The 14,713-nt window shown below is 61.2% G+C and carries 18 protein-coding genes; 2 read left to right on the top strand and 16 right to left on the bottom strand.

Annotated features, from left to right (window positions below; genetic code table 11):
* Positions 1-45: 45 nt before the first annotated feature.
* From ACN0X0_RS15470 to ybgC, 10 genes are all read right to left on the bottom strand, one after another.
* On the bottom strand, positions 46-348 hold the full coding sequence (locus tag ACN0X0_RS15470) for a chorismate mutase (RefSeq protein ID WP_417279875.1): 303 nt from the start codon (positions 346-348) through the stop codon (positions 46-48).
* Positions 349-473: 125 nt separating this feature from the next.
* Positions 474-2,429, bottom strand: coding sequence for an ATP-dependent zinc metalloprotease FtsH (ftsH, locus tag ACN0X0_RS15465; protein ID WP_417261972.1), 1,956 nt, complete (start codon positions 2,427-2,429; stop codon positions 474-476).
* Between the two features lie 56 nt (positions 2,430-2,485).
* Positions 2,486-3,745, bottom strand: coding sequence for a tRNA lysidine(34) synthetase TilS (gene tilS / locus ACN0X0_RS15460; RefSeq protein ID WP_417279874.1), 1,260 nt, complete (start codon positions 3,743-3,745; stop codon positions 2,486-2,488).
* 10 nt (positions 3,746-3,755) lie between these two features.
* Complete coding sequence (gene ybgF / locus ACN0X0_RS15455) at positions 3,756-4,592, bottom strand: tol-pal system protein YbgF (RefSeq protein WP_226554121.1); 837 nt, start codon at positions 4,590-4,592, stop codon at positions 3,756-3,758.
* Between the two features lie 12 nt (positions 4,593-4,604).
* Positions 4,605-5,138 carry a peptidoglycan-associated lipoprotein Pal gene (gene pal, locus ACN0X0_RS15450; protein ID WP_417279873.1) on the bottom strand — a complete coding sequence of 178 codons (534 nt, stop codon included), beginning with the start codon at positions 5,136-5,138 and terminating at the stop codon, positions 4,605-4,607.
* Positions 5,139-5,235: 97 nt separating this feature from the next.
* Positions 5,236-6,585 (bottom strand): Tol-Pal system beta propeller repeat protein TolB, encoded by a 1,350-nt coding sequence (tolB, locus tag ACN0X0_RS15445; RefSeq protein WP_417279872.1) that lies wholly within the window; start codon positions 6,583-6,585, stop codon positions 5,236-5,238.
* Positions 6,582-7,757, bottom strand: a complete 1,176-nt coding sequence (locus tag ACN0X0_RS15440; RefSeq protein ID WP_417279871.1) for an energy transducer TonB — start codon at positions 7,755-7,757, stop codon at positions 6,582-6,584. The genes tolB and ACN0X0_RS15440 overlap by 4 nt, the downstream gene beginning before the upstream one ends.
* A 36-nt stretch (positions 7,758-7,793) precedes the next feature.
* Complete coding sequence (gene tolR, locus ACN0X0_RS15435; protein ID WP_417261967.1) at positions 7,794-8,264, bottom strand: protein TolR; 471 nt, start codon at positions 8,262-8,264, stop codon at positions 7,794-7,796.
* Between the two features lies 1 nt (position 8,265).
* A complete protein-coding gene (tolQ, locus tag ACN0X0_RS15430; RefSeq protein WP_417279870.1) occupies positions 8,266-8,961 on the bottom strand; it encodes a protein TolQ in 696 nt (231 codons plus the stop codon).
* Between the two features lie 146 nt (positions 8,962-9,107).
* On the bottom strand, positions 9,108-9,497 hold the full coding sequence (gene ybgC, locus ACN0X0_RS15425; protein ID WP_417279869.1) for a tol-pal system-associated acyl-CoA thioesterase: 390 nt from the start codon (positions 9,495-9,497) through the stop codon (positions 9,108-9,110).
* Positions 9,498-9,564: 67 nt separating this feature from the next.
* Between ybgC and ACN0X0_RS15420 the strand changes: the two genes are divergently transcribed.
* On the top strand, positions 9,565-9,981 hold the full coding sequence (locus tag ACN0X0_RS15420) for a hypothetical protein (RefSeq protein ID WP_417279868.1): 417 nt from the start codon (positions 9,565-9,567) through the stop codon (positions 9,979-9,981).
* Here ACN0X0_RS15420 and ACN0X0_RS15415 read toward each other — a convergent pair.
* A complete protein-coding gene (locus ACN0X0_RS15415) occupies positions 9,950-10,579 on the bottom strand; it encodes a hypothetical protein (protein ID WP_417279867.1) in 630 nt (209 codons plus the stop codon). The two genes, ACN0X0_RS15420 and ACN0X0_RS15415, sit on opposite strands and share 32 nt — an antisense overlap.
* A gap of 107 nt (positions 10,580-10,686) precedes the next feature.
* Between ACN0X0_RS15415 and aroQ the strand changes: the two genes are divergently transcribed.
* Entirely contained in the window at positions 10,687-11,124 is a 438-nt protein-coding gene (gene aroQ, locus ACN0X0_RS15410) for a type II 3-dehydroquinate dehydratase (RefSeq protein ID WP_417279866.1), read from the top strand.
* A gap of 4 nt (positions 11,125-11,128) precedes the next feature.
* Here aroQ and ACN0X0_RS15405 read toward each other — a convergent pair whose 3' ends face one another.
* From ACN0X0_RS15405 to ruvC, 5 genes are read right to left on the bottom strand one after another with little or no spacing between them, the layout of a single operon-like run.
* The gene (locus ACN0X0_RS15405) at positions 11,129-11,920 is read right to left on the bottom strand and encodes a hypothetical protein (protein WP_417279865.1); all 792 of its coding nucleotides are present in this window, start codon (positions 11,918-11,920) and stop codon (positions 11,129-11,131) included.
* A gap of 29 nt (positions 11,921-11,949) precedes the next feature.
* On the bottom strand, positions 11,950-12,270 hold the full coding sequence (locus ACN0X0_RS15400; RefSeq protein WP_417279864.1) for a hypothetical protein: 321 nt from the start codon (positions 12,268-12,270) through the stop codon (positions 11,950-11,952).
* A gap of 4 nt (positions 12,271-12,274) precedes the next feature.
* Positions 12,275-13,303, bottom strand: a complete 1,029-nt coding sequence (gene ruvB, locus ACN0X0_RS15395; RefSeq protein ID WP_417261961.1) for a Holliday junction branch migration DNA helicase RuvB — start codon at positions 13,301-13,303, stop codon at positions 12,275-12,277.
* A 3-nt stretch (positions 13,304-13,306) separates the two neighbouring features.
* Positions 13,307-13,987 (bottom strand): Holliday junction branch migration protein RuvA, encoded by a 681-nt coding sequence (gene ruvA / locus ACN0X0_RS15390; protein WP_417279863.1) that lies wholly within the window; start codon positions 13,985-13,987, stop codon positions 13,307-13,309.
* The gene (ruvC, locus tag ACN0X0_RS15385) at positions 13,984-14,493 is read right to left on the bottom strand and encodes a crossover junction endodeoxyribonuclease RuvC (RefSeq protein ID WP_066705966.1); all 510 of its coding nucleotides are present in this window, start codon (positions 14,491-14,493) and stop codon (positions 13,984-13,986) included. The genes ruvA and ruvC overlap by 4 nt, the downstream gene beginning before the upstream one ends.
* Between the last annotated feature and the right edge of the window lie 220 nt (positions 14,494-14,713).

Genomic DNA, 14,713 nt, shown 5'->3' with positions numbered 1-14,713 from the left:
ATCGGGGCGTTTTTGAGTATTTTCACCAAGAAAAAGCGGTGCCGTTCAAGTGCTCGGACCGAGCACGCGTTCTTCGCGCGCGATCATGGCATCGACCATCAAGGCCCACATCTGACGCGCCAGAGTGGGCTCGAACCCTGTCTCTTCGGCGCAGGCCTCGACTTTGTCCAAAACATCCTTCACGCGGTCTTCAATGCGCGCCGGAAGCCCCTCCCCCGGTTTCAACTCCGCCGCACGATCCACATGCGCCTGACGCAGCGCTAAAAGCGCCAGAAGGTCACGATCGATCTGGTCGATCTGCATCCGCAAATCGGCCATGGTGGAAATCTCTTTGGGCAGTTTGAGCATGGGGAGGTCCTTTTTCTTGGGCTTTATCACGCGCATGCCGCGCAGAAAAGATGCGGGCAGGGTCAAAAGCCGCAAAGCAAAACCGCGCCTCAAAAGAGACGCGGTTTTCTCATGTGTCAGCGCGTTCAAGCGGTGGGTTCCGGCTCCATGCCGCCATCGCTTTTCGGCTTTTTCTTGGTCTTCGGAATGGCCGTCACAGAAGGCGCATCCTCGCCCTTGCCGGAAGCGCCACCGTCGCCGTCTTCGCCGGGCTGCGGCGGGTTACCTGCGATCACGCGTTTGATTTCGTCACCGGTCAGAGTTTCATATTCCAGAAGCCCCAGAGCCAGACGTTCGAATTCCTCGGCATTCTCGGAAATGATCCGATAAGCCTCGGCATAGCCTTCGTCGATGAAGCGTTTCACCTCTTCCTCGATCAGCTCTTTCGTGTGGGCCGAGACGGAGAAGCCCGCAGTGTTGCCGGAGTACCCTTCGGCGGCCTCCGCGTAATCGACGTTGCCGACCTTGTCCGACATGCCGTAGCGCATCACCATGGCGCGCGCCAATTGCGAGGCTTGTTGGATGTCACCGACCGGGCCGGAGGACACTTCGTCCTCGCCGTATTTGAAAATCTCGGCGGCTTTCCCGGCCATGGTCATCGCGATGCGCTGACGCGCCTCGTCTTTGAACATCTGGAGTTTGTCCATCTCCGGCAGGCTCATCACCATGCCCAAAGCGCCACCGCGCGGGATGATCGTCGCCTTATAGACCGGATCGCATTTCGGCAATTTCATCCCGACGATGGCGTGACCCGCTTCGTGATAGGCGGTCTTTTCCTTTTGCTCATCGGTCAAAACCATGGAGCGGCGCTCGGCGCCCATCATGACCTTATCCTTGGCCTGTTCGAAATCGTCCATCGTCACCTGACGACGCCCGATCCGCGCAGCCATCAGAGCGGCTTCGTTCACGAGGTTCGCCAGATCCGCACCAGAGAAGCCCGGCGTCCCGCGCGCGATCACGCGCAGATCGACGTTCGGACCCAGCGGCACTTTGCGCGCGTGGACGTTGAGGATTTTCTCGCGGCCTTTGATGTCCGGGTTCGGCACGGTGACCTGACGGTCGAAACGGCCCGGACGCAGAAGCGCGGGGTCCAACACGTCACGACGGTTGGTCGCGGCCACGATGATGATGCCTTCGTTGGCTTCAAAGCCGTCCATCTCAACGAGCAATTGGTTGAGCGTCTGTTCGCGCTCGTCGTTGCCGCCGCCGTAACCGGCCCCACGAGCACGCCCCACGGCGTCGATCTCGTCGATGAAGAGGATACAGGGCGCGTTCTTTTTGGCCTGTTCGAACATGTCGCGCACGCGGCTTGCACCGACCCCCACGAACATCTCGACAAAGTCAGAGCCGGAAATGGTGAAGAACGGCACACCCGCTTCACCCGCGATGGCGCGCGCCAAAAGCGTCTTACCCGTGCCCGGAGGACCGACCAGCAAAGCACCCTTCGGGATCTTGCCGCCAAGCGCGGAGAACTTCTGCGGGTTGCGCAGGAATTCGACGATCTCTTCAAGCTCTTCCTTGGCCTCATCGATGCCCGCGACATCGTCAAAGGTCACGCGGCCTTGTTTTTCGGTCAGAAGTTTCGCACGCGATTTGCCAAAGCCCATCGCGCCGCCTTTACCCCCGCCCTGCATCCGGTTCATGAAATAAATCCACACACCGATGATCAGGAAGATCGGCAGGAAGGACAGAACGAACGGCATGATGCCGCTTTCTTCCTGCGGCTCGCCTTTGACTTGCACGCCCTCTTCCAAAAGCTGGGACACGAGACTGTCGTCGCCCGGGTTGATCGTGTATTTGCGCCGGTTGTCAGCACCGGTGAAATACACCCGCTCACCATCAATATCGACGGAGGTGACGGTGCCGTCATCCACTTTCGACATGAATTCGGAATAGGGTACGACTTCTGACGACATGGTGTTCTGATTGCCGCCCAGCACCTGAAACAGGGCCAGGACGAGCATCAAAAGCACGAGCCAGAAGGCGAGATTGCGTGCGTTGCCCAAGGGGATCTCCTCGAAATAATCTGGGGTCGCACCCATGATGCATATCACGGGCGCGAAGCTTACCCCTTAAAATAGGCATCCCAGCCCCAAGTTCAATGCGATAAAAGCGATGTATAGAAACCACCTTCCGGGTGGATTAACCGCGCCCGCGCGGCGCCATGGCCGGCAAGCGGCGCCGAGATCAACGTGTTGCCGTCGAACACCGCCGGAGAGGCCCCCAATGTTTCGCGCGGCGGGGCATCTTTGGGCCGTTCGCCCAGCTGCAAAAGCCCGTCTTCGCCCAAGGCGCGGACAATGAAGTCCTTGTTTTCAAAGCCTTCCACCACCCATCGCCCGTCCCAGACCGCGCCCGTCAAAGCCACGGCACCCGCCACGGCGGCATGCTCACGGGTCAGACGAAAACTGTCCTTGCCCCCCAAAAGTCGCACGCCATGCAGTGTTGCATCACGCCCGCGCATCATGGCGGAAAGAAACTCCTGAAGCTTCATCCCCCTTGGGCCATACTCCGCCGAGGCAATCCACCGCAGGGCGGCGGCCACCAGACGGCGATTCACTTCGGGCGAGCCTTCGGCAAACCGGCGACGATCGATGATCAGATCGCCATGCTCCTCAAAGACGCAATCGAGCGCGTGATCATGCGTGGCGAAATCCAGCGCCGAACGCACCTGCCCCAGATGATCCATCACCCGGCCCACCACATGCACGTCGATGCCCAGTTTGGTGAGTTCTTCCATCGCGCGGCGTGCTTTGACGCGCTCAAACGCCTCGTCGTCATTCGACGGATCGTCGATCCACGGCGCGCGCAATTCACGTAGATATTGCCGCAACTCAAAGCGCTCCTGCATCAACAGGGGCCGCACCCAAGTGATGCCATCGGACACCCGCCGCCGCTGCATCCCGGTCAATCCGTCGATGCCGGAGGCCCGCGCCAAACGCATGAAAAACGTCTCCGCCTGATCGTCGGCGGTATGCGCCAGCGCGATGGTGGAAATGCCGCGAGGCTTGGCCCATTCGGCCATCAGGCGATAGCGCGCCCGCCGCGCCGCGTCCTGAAGATTGCCTGTGCCTTTATAGCCGGACCAATTCAGCGTGGTGTGTTTGACTTTAAGGCGCTCGGAAACTTCGGCGACGAATTGCGCCTCATGAGCGGCCTCGGGACGCAGCCCGTGGTTGACGGTGACGGCCTCAAGTTTGACCCGCTCTTCCGCCGCCCATTCCGCCATAAGATGCAACAACGCCAGACTGTCCCCGCCACCAGAGACGGCGACGGCCAGATGGTCCGGCTTATCGAAAGAAAACGCGGTGGCCACGAAATGCCGAAGCATCGCCCGGTTCGCCGCTTTTTCCTCCATGATCAGCCCCTTACAGTGAGCACCCACGCAGGGACGCGTCGGTTTGGGCTTGGCTTGCGGCTTGCGAACCGGGGAAGCGCGCGATGACTTCGCCGAACATGACACAGCCTTTGTCGGTCTGCCCCAAATCGCTCAGAGCGCCTGCCAGACGCAGCAAGGCATCTGGCGCCCGGTCGCCTTCGGGGCTGCCGGAGAAACTGTCGAGATAGGCCCGCGCCGCATCCGCCGTTTGGCCCGAAGCCGACAGGGCTTCGCCGCGCATGAAATGCGCCTCGCCGGTCAGATAGCCGCCGGTGTAGGTCTGGGCGAAGTTGCCGAAAGCGGTCGCGGCCTCCGGGTATTTGCCGTTGGTGAACAACGCCATCGCCGCATCGAAATCGCTTTGTTCAGAAAGCGCCAGATCACCGCCCCCGTCCATCGGCGGCTGATTCCCCGGTGTCGGCACGACGACATCCGTGGCCCCCGCTTCACCGCCGATGGGTTTCAGCGGCGGCAGGTTGCCGATGTCACAGCCCGCTTCCAGCTCGCAGAGCCGGAAGTTCAGGTCGTCCAACTGGTTCGTGCCATCGCTCACCACCCGGTCGATGCGGAATTCCAGCGCTTCGATCTTGGCCGTCAAATTGGCCAGCGCCGCTTCCATCAAATCGACCCGCTCCTGCGTCCCCGCTCCCGCAAACTGCGTGTTGGGGGCGCCGGTGGTGGACAGCTCGCGCTTGAGCGTGTTGATCTCGACAGAAAGCACGGCGGCTTCCTGACGAATATCGGCCAGCGTCTGCGCGTCCTGGGCGAAGATCGGGGTGCCGAGCGTCAAAGCACTCAGCGCGGCGGAGAGGAAAAGCGCTTTCATCGTGAGCGGCCCTTACATGCCCGCGCCAGCGGCCAGCACGGTCACCGCGCGGCGGTTCTGGCTATAGCAGGACTCGTCGGAACAGATCGCGAGCGGACGTTCCTTGCCGTAGGGAATGGTCTTGAGACGCGAAGGGTTCACACCCTGGTTGATCAGATATTCCTGCACGGAGGCTGCTCGACGGGCGGAAAGCGCAAAGTTGTAATCGCGTGTGCCCTGCTCATCCGCGTGGCCTTCGATGATCGCGGTGTAGCCCGCGTTTTGGGTCAGCCAGTTGGCCTGACCGGCCAGAACGGTGCGCGCCTCATCGGACAGCGTGGATTGGTCCACCGCGAACAGCACACGATCACCGATGGTCTGGTTGAAATAGGCGACCGAGGTCGGATCAGAGGCCGAACCGGCCAGCGCGCCATTGGCACCGGCACCCGCGCCATTCGCCCCGGCACCGCCCGCGCCGAACCGGCCGGGGTTGGTACAGGCAGACAGGCCCAAAGCTGCGATCAAAAGGACGGCACGCGAGGTGCGGGAGGTGAGAATTTTGGTCATGAGGATCTTCCTTTGCGGAAACTCGAAACTGCTCTTCGCAGCGACTATAACACCCTCCCCGCGACTTGGGGAGGGTGACACGATTATTTCAACTGGATCATTTCAAAAGCGGCGACCAAGCGGCGTCAGAGGCCCCCGCATTGGTCGGTACACGTTTGAGATTGCGGCCAGAAATATCCACCGAGTAGAGCGCACTGGCGCCCGAGGCCCCTTGGCTTTCACGGGTGAACATGATCACGCGACCGTTGGGGGCCCAGCTCGGACCTTCATCGAGGAAAGAGGCGGTCAACAGACGCTCTTCGGAGCCGTCGGTGCGCATCACGCCGATGTGGAAGCGGCCTTGGTTTTGTTTCGTGAAGGCGATCAGATCGCCACGCGGCGACCAGACCGGCGTGCCATAGCGCCCCTTGCCCGCCGAAATCCGCCGTGCTTCGCCGCCATTTGCGGGCATGATGTAGAGCTGCTGCGTGCCGGAGCGGTCGGATTCAAAGACAATCTGCGAACCGTCGGGCGAAAACGACGGCGCTGTCTCGATCGCGGGCGTGCTGGTCAGGCGCACATTCTGCCCGGTCGCAATGTCCATGCGGTAGAGATCGGTGTTGGTGCCGGTGGACATGGAATAGACGATGGACTGGCCATCCGGCGAGAAACGCGGCGCAAAGGTCACGGCCTCGGCAGGCACAGGCAGACGCGTGCGCGTCACCGTGCCGACATCGAGCATCATGATCTGCGGCGTGCCGTTTTCATAGGACGTATAGAGCACCCGGTCGCCAGTGGGAGAAAAGCGCGGCGCAAACACGATGAAATTATCGTCGGTCAGATACTGAAGCCCTGCGCCATCGTAATCCATCACGCCCAGGCGTTTCAGACGGTCGTTTTTCGGCCCGCTCTCGGAGACGAACACCACACGGCTGTCGAAATACCCGCCCTCGCCGGTGATCCGGCTGTAGACCACATCGGCCACCTTATGCGCGATCCGGCGCCAACTGGTGGTCGAGCCGCCCAGTTGCAGACCCGATCCCAAAGGCGCTTCGGCGTAGATGTCGAAGACGCGGAATTTCACCGACAGGTTGCCCGAGGCATCCATGCCGACAGCGCCCGTCACGAGGCCCTGCGCATTGATCGCTTTCCAATCCGCATAGGACACGGGCGCGCTGAAATTGGTGACCTGCGAGATATGCGCCGAGGACGGGATTTCCCGGAACAATCCAGTGCCAACCAGATCGGCGGCGATCACTTCAGAGATTTGTTGTGCATATTCTGCGGCTTGCGGTGTCTCGGCGATGAAATCCGGCAGCGCGAGCGGCAGCGGCTCGATCACACCACGGGTGATGTCGAGTTTCAGGGGACCCGGGTCCTGTGCCTGCATCGGCGCGGCTCCGAAAGAGAGCGCGCAGGCAAAAGCACAGGCAAGTGTCGTCAGGCCCAGTGTCTTTAGGCGTTTCATTTGTACCTCATCTGTTCGGGGTCGAACGTCATTTCGATATTGCGCCAATGCGCGTATTTTTCCACCGGCAACGGAAAACCGCTTGCTCCACAGCGGATAATCGCCCGTCGAGCCACCTCAAAAGCGGCGCTCGCGCCCGCCTCCGAGCCGCCCGAATGGGACAAAAGCTTGATGGAGCCGTTTTGCGGCGTGCCATCTTCGTTCATCTGGACGCCGACCGTGATCGTGGTCCGCATCGCCTCGGTCGACATGGCGCCGACGTTCCAACATTGCGACACGGCGACCCGCATGCCTTCGCGCTCGCCAGAGGTGAGCGGCGGACCGGTCGGGCGCTCGGGCGCGGCAGGCGTGGCGCTTTCGGCGGCCAAGGCGGCAGCCGCCGCAGCGGCGGCTTCGGCCACAGCATCGGAATTGTCCTGCTGCGCCTGTTGCGGCTGCTCTCGGGGTTGTTCTTGCGACTGTTGTTGCGGTTCCGGCTCACGCGCGGCCTCTGCCTGTGCGGCCAGATTGGCCGGACGCGATTTCGGACGCGGCGACGAGGTCATGCCCGAAGGCCTTTCAGCCTCCGTCACGATCTCTGTCGTGGTTTCCTGGGGGGCTGCCTCTTCGACCGGTTCCTCGACCACCTCGGGGCTTTCGCTGTCCTGATTTGCGGCTTCGACCGGCGCTTCGGAAATCTCCGGCTGCGGCTCGGGCGCGGTCACCACCTGATCGGAAATGCGCGGCACCGGGCGCGGCGTCGGGCGCTGATCCGGGATGTCGGGCATATTCGCGCCGGGGTCTTCGAGAGAAATCTCCGGCTCGGCTTGCGGCATGGGCGGGGTTGGCGTCACCTCGACGGGCGGCGTCACGCTGGTTTGCGGCTCGGGCGGCGCGTCCGGCGCATCGGGCGGCGGCGTCACAGGTGGCGTGCTTTCGGGCGAGGCTTCTTCGGTCGGGCTCACGTCGGGCGCAGCCTCGGTCCGGGGGGCCTGCAATTGCGGCGCATTGTCGAAATTTTCGGGCGCCGTGCTGCGCTCGACCATGGCGGCGAATTCGGACTCGGAAATCAGCGCGACCTCTTGCACGGACACGTCCTCCGGTCTCTCGGGGCGCAAGAACAGCCCCCCGAAAAGCATATAGGCGATGAGGCCCAGATGGCCCGCCCCAGAGATATATTGGCCCGCGTTCACGCTGACTGTTCCCCAGTTGACCGTTTCGTTGCCAGTTTAGTTTCCTGAGCCGTCAAGACGCGGCCCGCCCTGTTCGGTCACCAGACCGATGGAGCGAAACCCGCCCGCATTCAATGCGCCCATGACCTGAGCCACACGTTCGTAGGGCACAGATCCGTCGGCACGCAGGAAGACTTTGTCATCGTTGCGCTCGGCGGCGATGGCCTGAAGCTTGGTCACCAGATCGTTCTCAGGCGTCTCATTCTCCATCAAAAGGACCTGCCCATCAGCGGTGAGCGTGATGGTGAGCGGCTCTTGTTCCTCTTGCGGCAAAGCGGTCGCTGCCGTTTCCGGCAGTTCCACTGGCACGCCGACAGTCATCATCGGAGCAGCCACCATGAAGATGATCAAAAGCACGAGCATCACGTCAACAAAGGGCGTGACGTTGATCTCACTCATCGCGGCGGGGCGACGGCGACGTCCGCGACGTCCGCCTCCACCCGATTTCTGTACCACACCCGCGCCCATGTCAGCTGTCCAATTCCCGCGACAGGATGGTCGCGAATTCATCGGCAAAGGCTTCGTAACCACCGAGGATGCGCTCGCTGTCGGCGTTGAGTTTGTTGTAGAAAATCACCGCCGGAATAGCGGCCAAAAGGCCCAAGGCGGTGGCCAAAAGCGCCTCCGCGATGCCCGGCGCCACGACGGCCAGGTTGGTGGATTGTGCCATGGCGATGTCTTCAAAGGCGGTTTTGATGCCCCAAACCGTGCCGAACAGACCCACGAAAGGCCCGGTCGACCCGACGGTCGCGAGGAATGAAAGACCCGAGGTCATCTCTTCGCTCTCTTTGGCAATCGCCACATCCATCGAGCGGTCGATGCGCGATTGCGCCCCCGCGATCAGCCCGCCATCGGCTTTGTGAGAGCGCCGCCACTCGGTCATGCCGGCGGAAAACACCCGCTCCGGCGCAGACATCGGCCCATTGGAGATTTGGTCGTAAAGCTCGTCCAAAGGCTCGCCCGACCAAAAGGCCTGATCAAAGGCGGCGGCTTCCGCGCGGGCCTTTTTGAAGGCAATGAATTTCTGGATGATGATCGACCATGACCAAAACGAGGCCACGATCAGCATCAGCATCACGATTTTCACGGTGAAGGTTGCGCGCATGAAAAGCGCCAGCAAGGAGAAATCGATCTCCTGCGCCATCGCAAGGGTTGTCTGGTCCATGAACCTGCTCTTTTAATCGCCTGTTGGCCGCATTTACACGGCTCTCATCATTACCTTAGATTCTATCCTATCCACAGGGGCTTCGCCAACACGAACCTGTGAGAGTTAGGCGAGATTTTCCGATTTTCGGCGATTTTGCCGGGAGGTTAGTGCAGATTTCGGCGGAGAACCGCCGGAAGACGCGCCGGATGGCCCGTTGCGGTGAGCGCCACGAGGGTAACCTGGGCCACGAAAAGCTCTTCTTCGCCGCGTTTGACCTTTTGGCTGACCACGATCCGGGCGCCCGTCATGGCCTCAAGCGCGGTCTCGACCACGAGATCGTCATCGAATCTGGCCGGAGACAGGTAATCCGCCTCGACGCGCCGGACGGCAAAGACGATGCCTTCTTCTTCCTTGAGCTTGACCTGATCGACGCCCAAGTCGCGCACCCATTCGGTGCGGCCACGCTCGATGAATTTGAGGTAATTGGCGTAATAGACGATGCCCGCGAGATCGGTGTCCTCGTAATAGACATGGACGGGAAATTTATGGGTCATCTGACGGGTCTTTCGTTTTTGCGTCTCAAATTATATAAATGGAGCAACTCTTTTCACGAGGTACAATTTGAAAAAGCTCTTGTCAAAATTGCATCGTGTGCGTTGGCATTCCGAACTCCATGTCCTGCATTTTTCTCGCAAACTATGGCTGTTAGCCCCGATGCCAATCTTTCTCATGATCATCTTTTGGTGTTTTGTATATGCGCTTCCGATCCTGCCGGTGTCGATTTTCAGCATCTTAATCGTGGAGCAAGACCCACAACCGCCCTCTTGGCTCTTCCTTTCGGTGACATTACTCCAAATGCTAATCGCGCTTCCTGCGACGATCATCGGCTTCGTCTACATGACGAAATGGTATATGGTCGCCATCGGCCTGATGTTCGGGAAAACCCAAGTCGCAGACAAGAAAGAGGCATTCCTGCGCGAGAAACTGAACTTATTCGCAATCAGCCCTACCCCGCAATCACCCTCGCATAGAGCCTAAGCGCATGTGACGCATCCCGCGCCGCATCGGGCAACATCGGATCATAGGCCGCGCGCAGGACATTCGCCACATCCGGGCGCACCACCGTGCCCTCGGATGTCTCGGCCAGCGGGCTGTCTTGGGTGAACTCGACGTCCGACCACAAAAGCATCGCCTGCACGGCCTGAGAGAGAGCGATCACCTCGGCGGGCACCTCATCCATCGCACCACCCATGCGCACGAAGGTAAAGCACGCCTTGATCGCGCCCTGATCGTCGAACCGAAAGGCCCGGTATTGATGCGCGCCGCGCGTCTGAAGTGTCGCCACCCGCGCCTCCAGATCGGGGATCAGATCGCCCATGTGCGGGACATCCAACAGCTCTGCCCAATCGGACAGGAAAAACACCATGAGGTTCGTGCCCAGCTCCGGGTCCATCTCTTCGATGCGATGCCCGGCAATGGCGACACAGGCCTCGATCGCGGATTTCACCGTCACCAAGGTCTCGTCCGCGACGCCAAACACCACGGGCGCAATCGGCCGCCCCCAGCGCGCAAAGACGTATTCGCCATTCGAGCGGGTGAAAAACTCTTCGATCCGGTCCGGGGTGATGTCCGTCATCTGGCTCTCTCGTGTCACAAGGTTTCGCCGTTCTTTTGCAACAGGGTGGCTTGCGCAGCAACCCCTGCCCCGCGTAGCTTGGCCGCGAAAAAGAGACGAGGCGCATCATGAGCAAGACAATCTACATCCTGAACGGTCCCAACCTGAACCTTCTGGGCAAACGCCAGCCGGAGATTTACGGCGCCGACACGCTCGAAGATGTCGAAGCGCTCTGTGCCACTGAGGCCTCCGCGCATGATCTCGACGTCGTTTTCGCCCAGTCGAACCACGAGGGCGAGATCATCGAACTGATCCATGAAGCCCGCGACAAAGCCGCCGGCATCATCATCAACCCGGCGGCCTATACGCATACCTCTGTGGCCATTCTCGATGCGCTCAACACCTTCGAAGGTCCGGTGATCGAGGTGCATATCTCTCAGGTCCACAAACGCGAAGCCTTCCGCCACCACTCCTACGTCTCGATGCGTGCCGATGCGGTCATGGCGGGGTTCGGCGTCAACGGCTACAAGCTGGCAGTCGCGCAGATGGGGCTTTTTTTGGGCTGATGCTTTAGTCGGTCTGCGCGTCCCACCAACGGATGAAGGCTTGGAGCACATCCGCGTTTTCACGGCCAATAAGCAACACCGGCTGCATCTCAGCGCCATCCCTGCGTTGAACCGCTGCCGCCAGCCGATCCCCCTCCTTGTGCAGCATGAGAACGCCCAGACGCGCGCTGCACTCCCCCGCCTTGCAGCCCTCTGCCACCAACCAATCCCCTTCCCAAGACAGGAGACTGGCCTGTTCAAACACGTCGCGAAGCGCCAAAAGCCCGACAGGACCGACGCGCTTCAGGAACCATGCCTCCCACGCCGGATCGTTTACTAAGAGCTTTGGAGACATCCCCTCCCATTGAGCCACTTGGGGCAAACCCAGCGACATGGACGACGCCTGCGCCTCATGGATGTCACGTCCCTCGAGCCAGTAAAGCAAATGCCCGCTCTGCCCCGGAGCAATCGCAGGAGAAATCACCTCGATCCCCCGCTCCGTCCTCAACGCCTGCGCATCGTCGTGGCATCTTCCGAATGGCTCCGACACCCAGATCGGATCAGCCCCGGCATCAACATAGGCCCACATCTTCGGACAGGCCGTCCCGCCCGACGCCAAAAGGATCAACAGCAGATTCCCGTCCTGCGCGGCAATGTCGAGATGATCCACGACAAGCGGCAAGGCCACAGGCTCATCGGCAATCCAGAGAGCATCTGTCTCAAGGGGCCCAAGCGGCAAAATCTCCGCCACACCCGCAGAGGTCTCCGCCCGATCCGTCGCGAAAGCCCCGAACGGCAGCGCACTCAACATAAACAACAGACAAAAGCGCCAAACACATCCGCGCCTCATAGATACTTGCCCCATTTGCGCGCAAAGGCCTCTGCCAGATCAACACCTTCTGTCTCGGCCAAAACCGTCAGAAACCCCAACAAATCCGCCAGTTCATCCTCGAAATCGCGCCGCAAGGCCTCCGCATCGCCATCCGCGCCCCGCGCGCGTCCGTGGAGTTTGAGATAGGCGGAGGCCACCTCGCCCATCTCTTCGGTCATCTTGCCAATGAGCATCAAGCCATCACGCGTCAGGCCGAAGGTTTCGACATAAATGTCGTTCACCGCCTTCGCCTGCCGCTGCACCTCCGCGAGGCTGATGTCTCCTTTGTGGCTCAAATACTCACTTCCCGAACATATCGGACTGATCCGGCGCTTTCGGGGCCTCGAGCCCCAGATGTTTCCACGCTTTCTGAGCCAGCATCCGACCACGCGGAGTGCGTTGGATGAGACCCTGCTGCAACAGATAGGGCTCGATCACATCCTCAATCGCATCTCGCGACTCCGAAAGTGCCGCCGCCAGGGTCTCAACCCCCACCGGCCCACCGCCGTAATTCTCTGCAATCATCCCGAGATACCGCCGGTCGGCGCCATCAAGCCCCAGAAGGTCAACGCCCAGACGCGTCAGCGCCCCGTCGGCAAGCGTTTTGGTGATCCGCCCGTCGCCCTCGACCACGGCGAAATCCACCACACGTCGCAGGAGCCGACCGGCGATCCGGGGCGTACCCCGCGCGCGTTTGGCGATCTCATGCGCGCCGTCCGGCTCGGCAGGTACACCCAAGAGGCGCGCGCCACGGGTGACGATCTCGTGCAGCTCTTCGGTGGTGTAAAATTGCAACCGCGTCGGGATGCCGAAACGGTCGCGCAAAGGCGTCGTCAATAGCCCCAAACGCGTGGTCGCGCCGACCAAAGTAAAGGGCTGCAACTCGATCCGCACGGTGCGCGCAGCGGGGCCTTCGCCGATCACCAGATCAAGCTCGAAATCCTCCATCGCCGGGTAGAGCACCTCTTCGACCACCGGGTTCATCCGGTGAATCTCGTCGATAAAGAGCACATCCCGCGCCTCAAGATTGGTCAGGATCGCCGCCAGATCGCCCGCCTTCGCCAAGACCGGCCCGGAGGTCATCTTGAAATTCACGCCCAACTCGCGCGCCATGATTTGCGCCAGTGTGGTTTTGCCCAGCCCCGGCGGCCCGTGGAACAACACATGGTCCATCGCCTCTTCGCGCATCTTGGCAGACTCGATGAACACGCGCAGGTTGGCGCGCGCCTCCTGTTGGCCGATAAATTCCTCAAGCGCCTGCGGGCGCAGGGCGCGGTCAGCATCCTGCGGTTGGCGCTCCGGGCGCAAAGTGGGATCGGGGCTTTCCATCTCTTACCCTTTCGGCGCCAAAAGGCGCAGCGCGGCTTTGATCAGGGTGGAGGTGTCCGCCTCCGGCGCGTCCTGCGCAGATTGCGCCACGGCCTGCGCCGCATCAGACGGTGAATAACCGAGGTTTTGCAGGGCGGACAGGGCTTCGGCCTCTGCCGATGCATTGGCCTTCGCGGGCGCTTTCTTCGGCGCGGGTTTGGCGACAGGCGCGTTGCTCTCAATCACCTCAGCAGTTTCCGGCGCTTCCAGGGCTTCGGACAGTTTACCGCCCATCGACATCACCACCGGCGCCTTGTCCTTCAACTCGTTGACCACACGCTGCGCGATCTTCGGCCCCACGCCGGGTGCTGCCTTGACCGCCGTCCAGTCGCCCAGCGCAATCGCCCGCCCCGTCGCCTCCGGCCCCAAAGTGCCAAGGATCGCCATGGCGGCTTTCGAGCCGATGCCCTGCACGGAAATCAACAGGCGATACCATTCCTTTTCCAACAGAGAGGTAAAGCCGAAGAGTTGCAGGTTCGTCTCCTGCACCAGCATATCAGTGTAAAGTGCGACCGGCGCGCCGCGCCCCGGCAGGGACATCCGCGTGCGTTCCGACACATAGACGATATAGCCAACGCCGCGCACGTCGATCAGAACGTGATCCGTGCCAATATAATCGATGACACCCGTGAGTTTGCCGATCATGAGGCGGCCTTTCTAAGCGCGTCTTGCAGCCGCGAGGAAGATTGCGCGTGGTAGGAATGCGTGATCGCGATGGCCAGCGCGTCGACCGCATCCGGGCCTTCGAGTTTGGCACCCGGCAGTTGCAGCTTGATCATATGTTCGACCTGTTGCTTGGCGGCGTGGCCGACGCCGACGACGGTCTTTTTCACCGCGTTGGGGGCGTATTCGCCGATGGGAATACCCGCGCGCGCCGGGACCAAAAGCGCAACAGAGCGCGCCTGCCCGAGTTTCAGCGTCGCGACGGCGTCCTTGTTGACAAAGGTCTGCTCGACGGCGGCGCTGTCGGGGCGATAGGTCTCGACAATGGCAGTGAGTTGATCAAAGAGCGACAAAAGCCGCGTGGCGAGATCGTCGGAGGAAGCCGAGCGGCAGATGCCGTTGGCGACATGGCTGATACGGGGCCCAGCGACATCAATGATGCCCCAGCCCATATTGCGCAGCCCGGGGTCGATGCCCATCACACGCATGGTCTCACCTGCTCGTTTTATTCGTTAGCAAAGAGTTAGCACGAAACGAGAACATTTGCCAAGACTGGTTTCTACGCCCTCGTTTCCACAGAAGCACAGCTACGCTGCCAAAGGCAACGAGTCACGCGACCGCGGGACCGGCCGGTCAGGCCGCCCCCTGCGGAGGCTCCGCCGTGAGCAGATAAAAAGAGAAAACCCGCACCGGAGGGGGTGCGGGTTT

This window comes from Celeribacter sp. (assembly GCF_048270365.1).
Lineage (GTDB): Bacteria > Pseudomonadota > Alphaproteobacteria > Rhodobacterales > Rhodobacteraceae > Celeribacter.
This window is presented reverse-complemented; position numbering and strand designations above follow the sequence as displayed.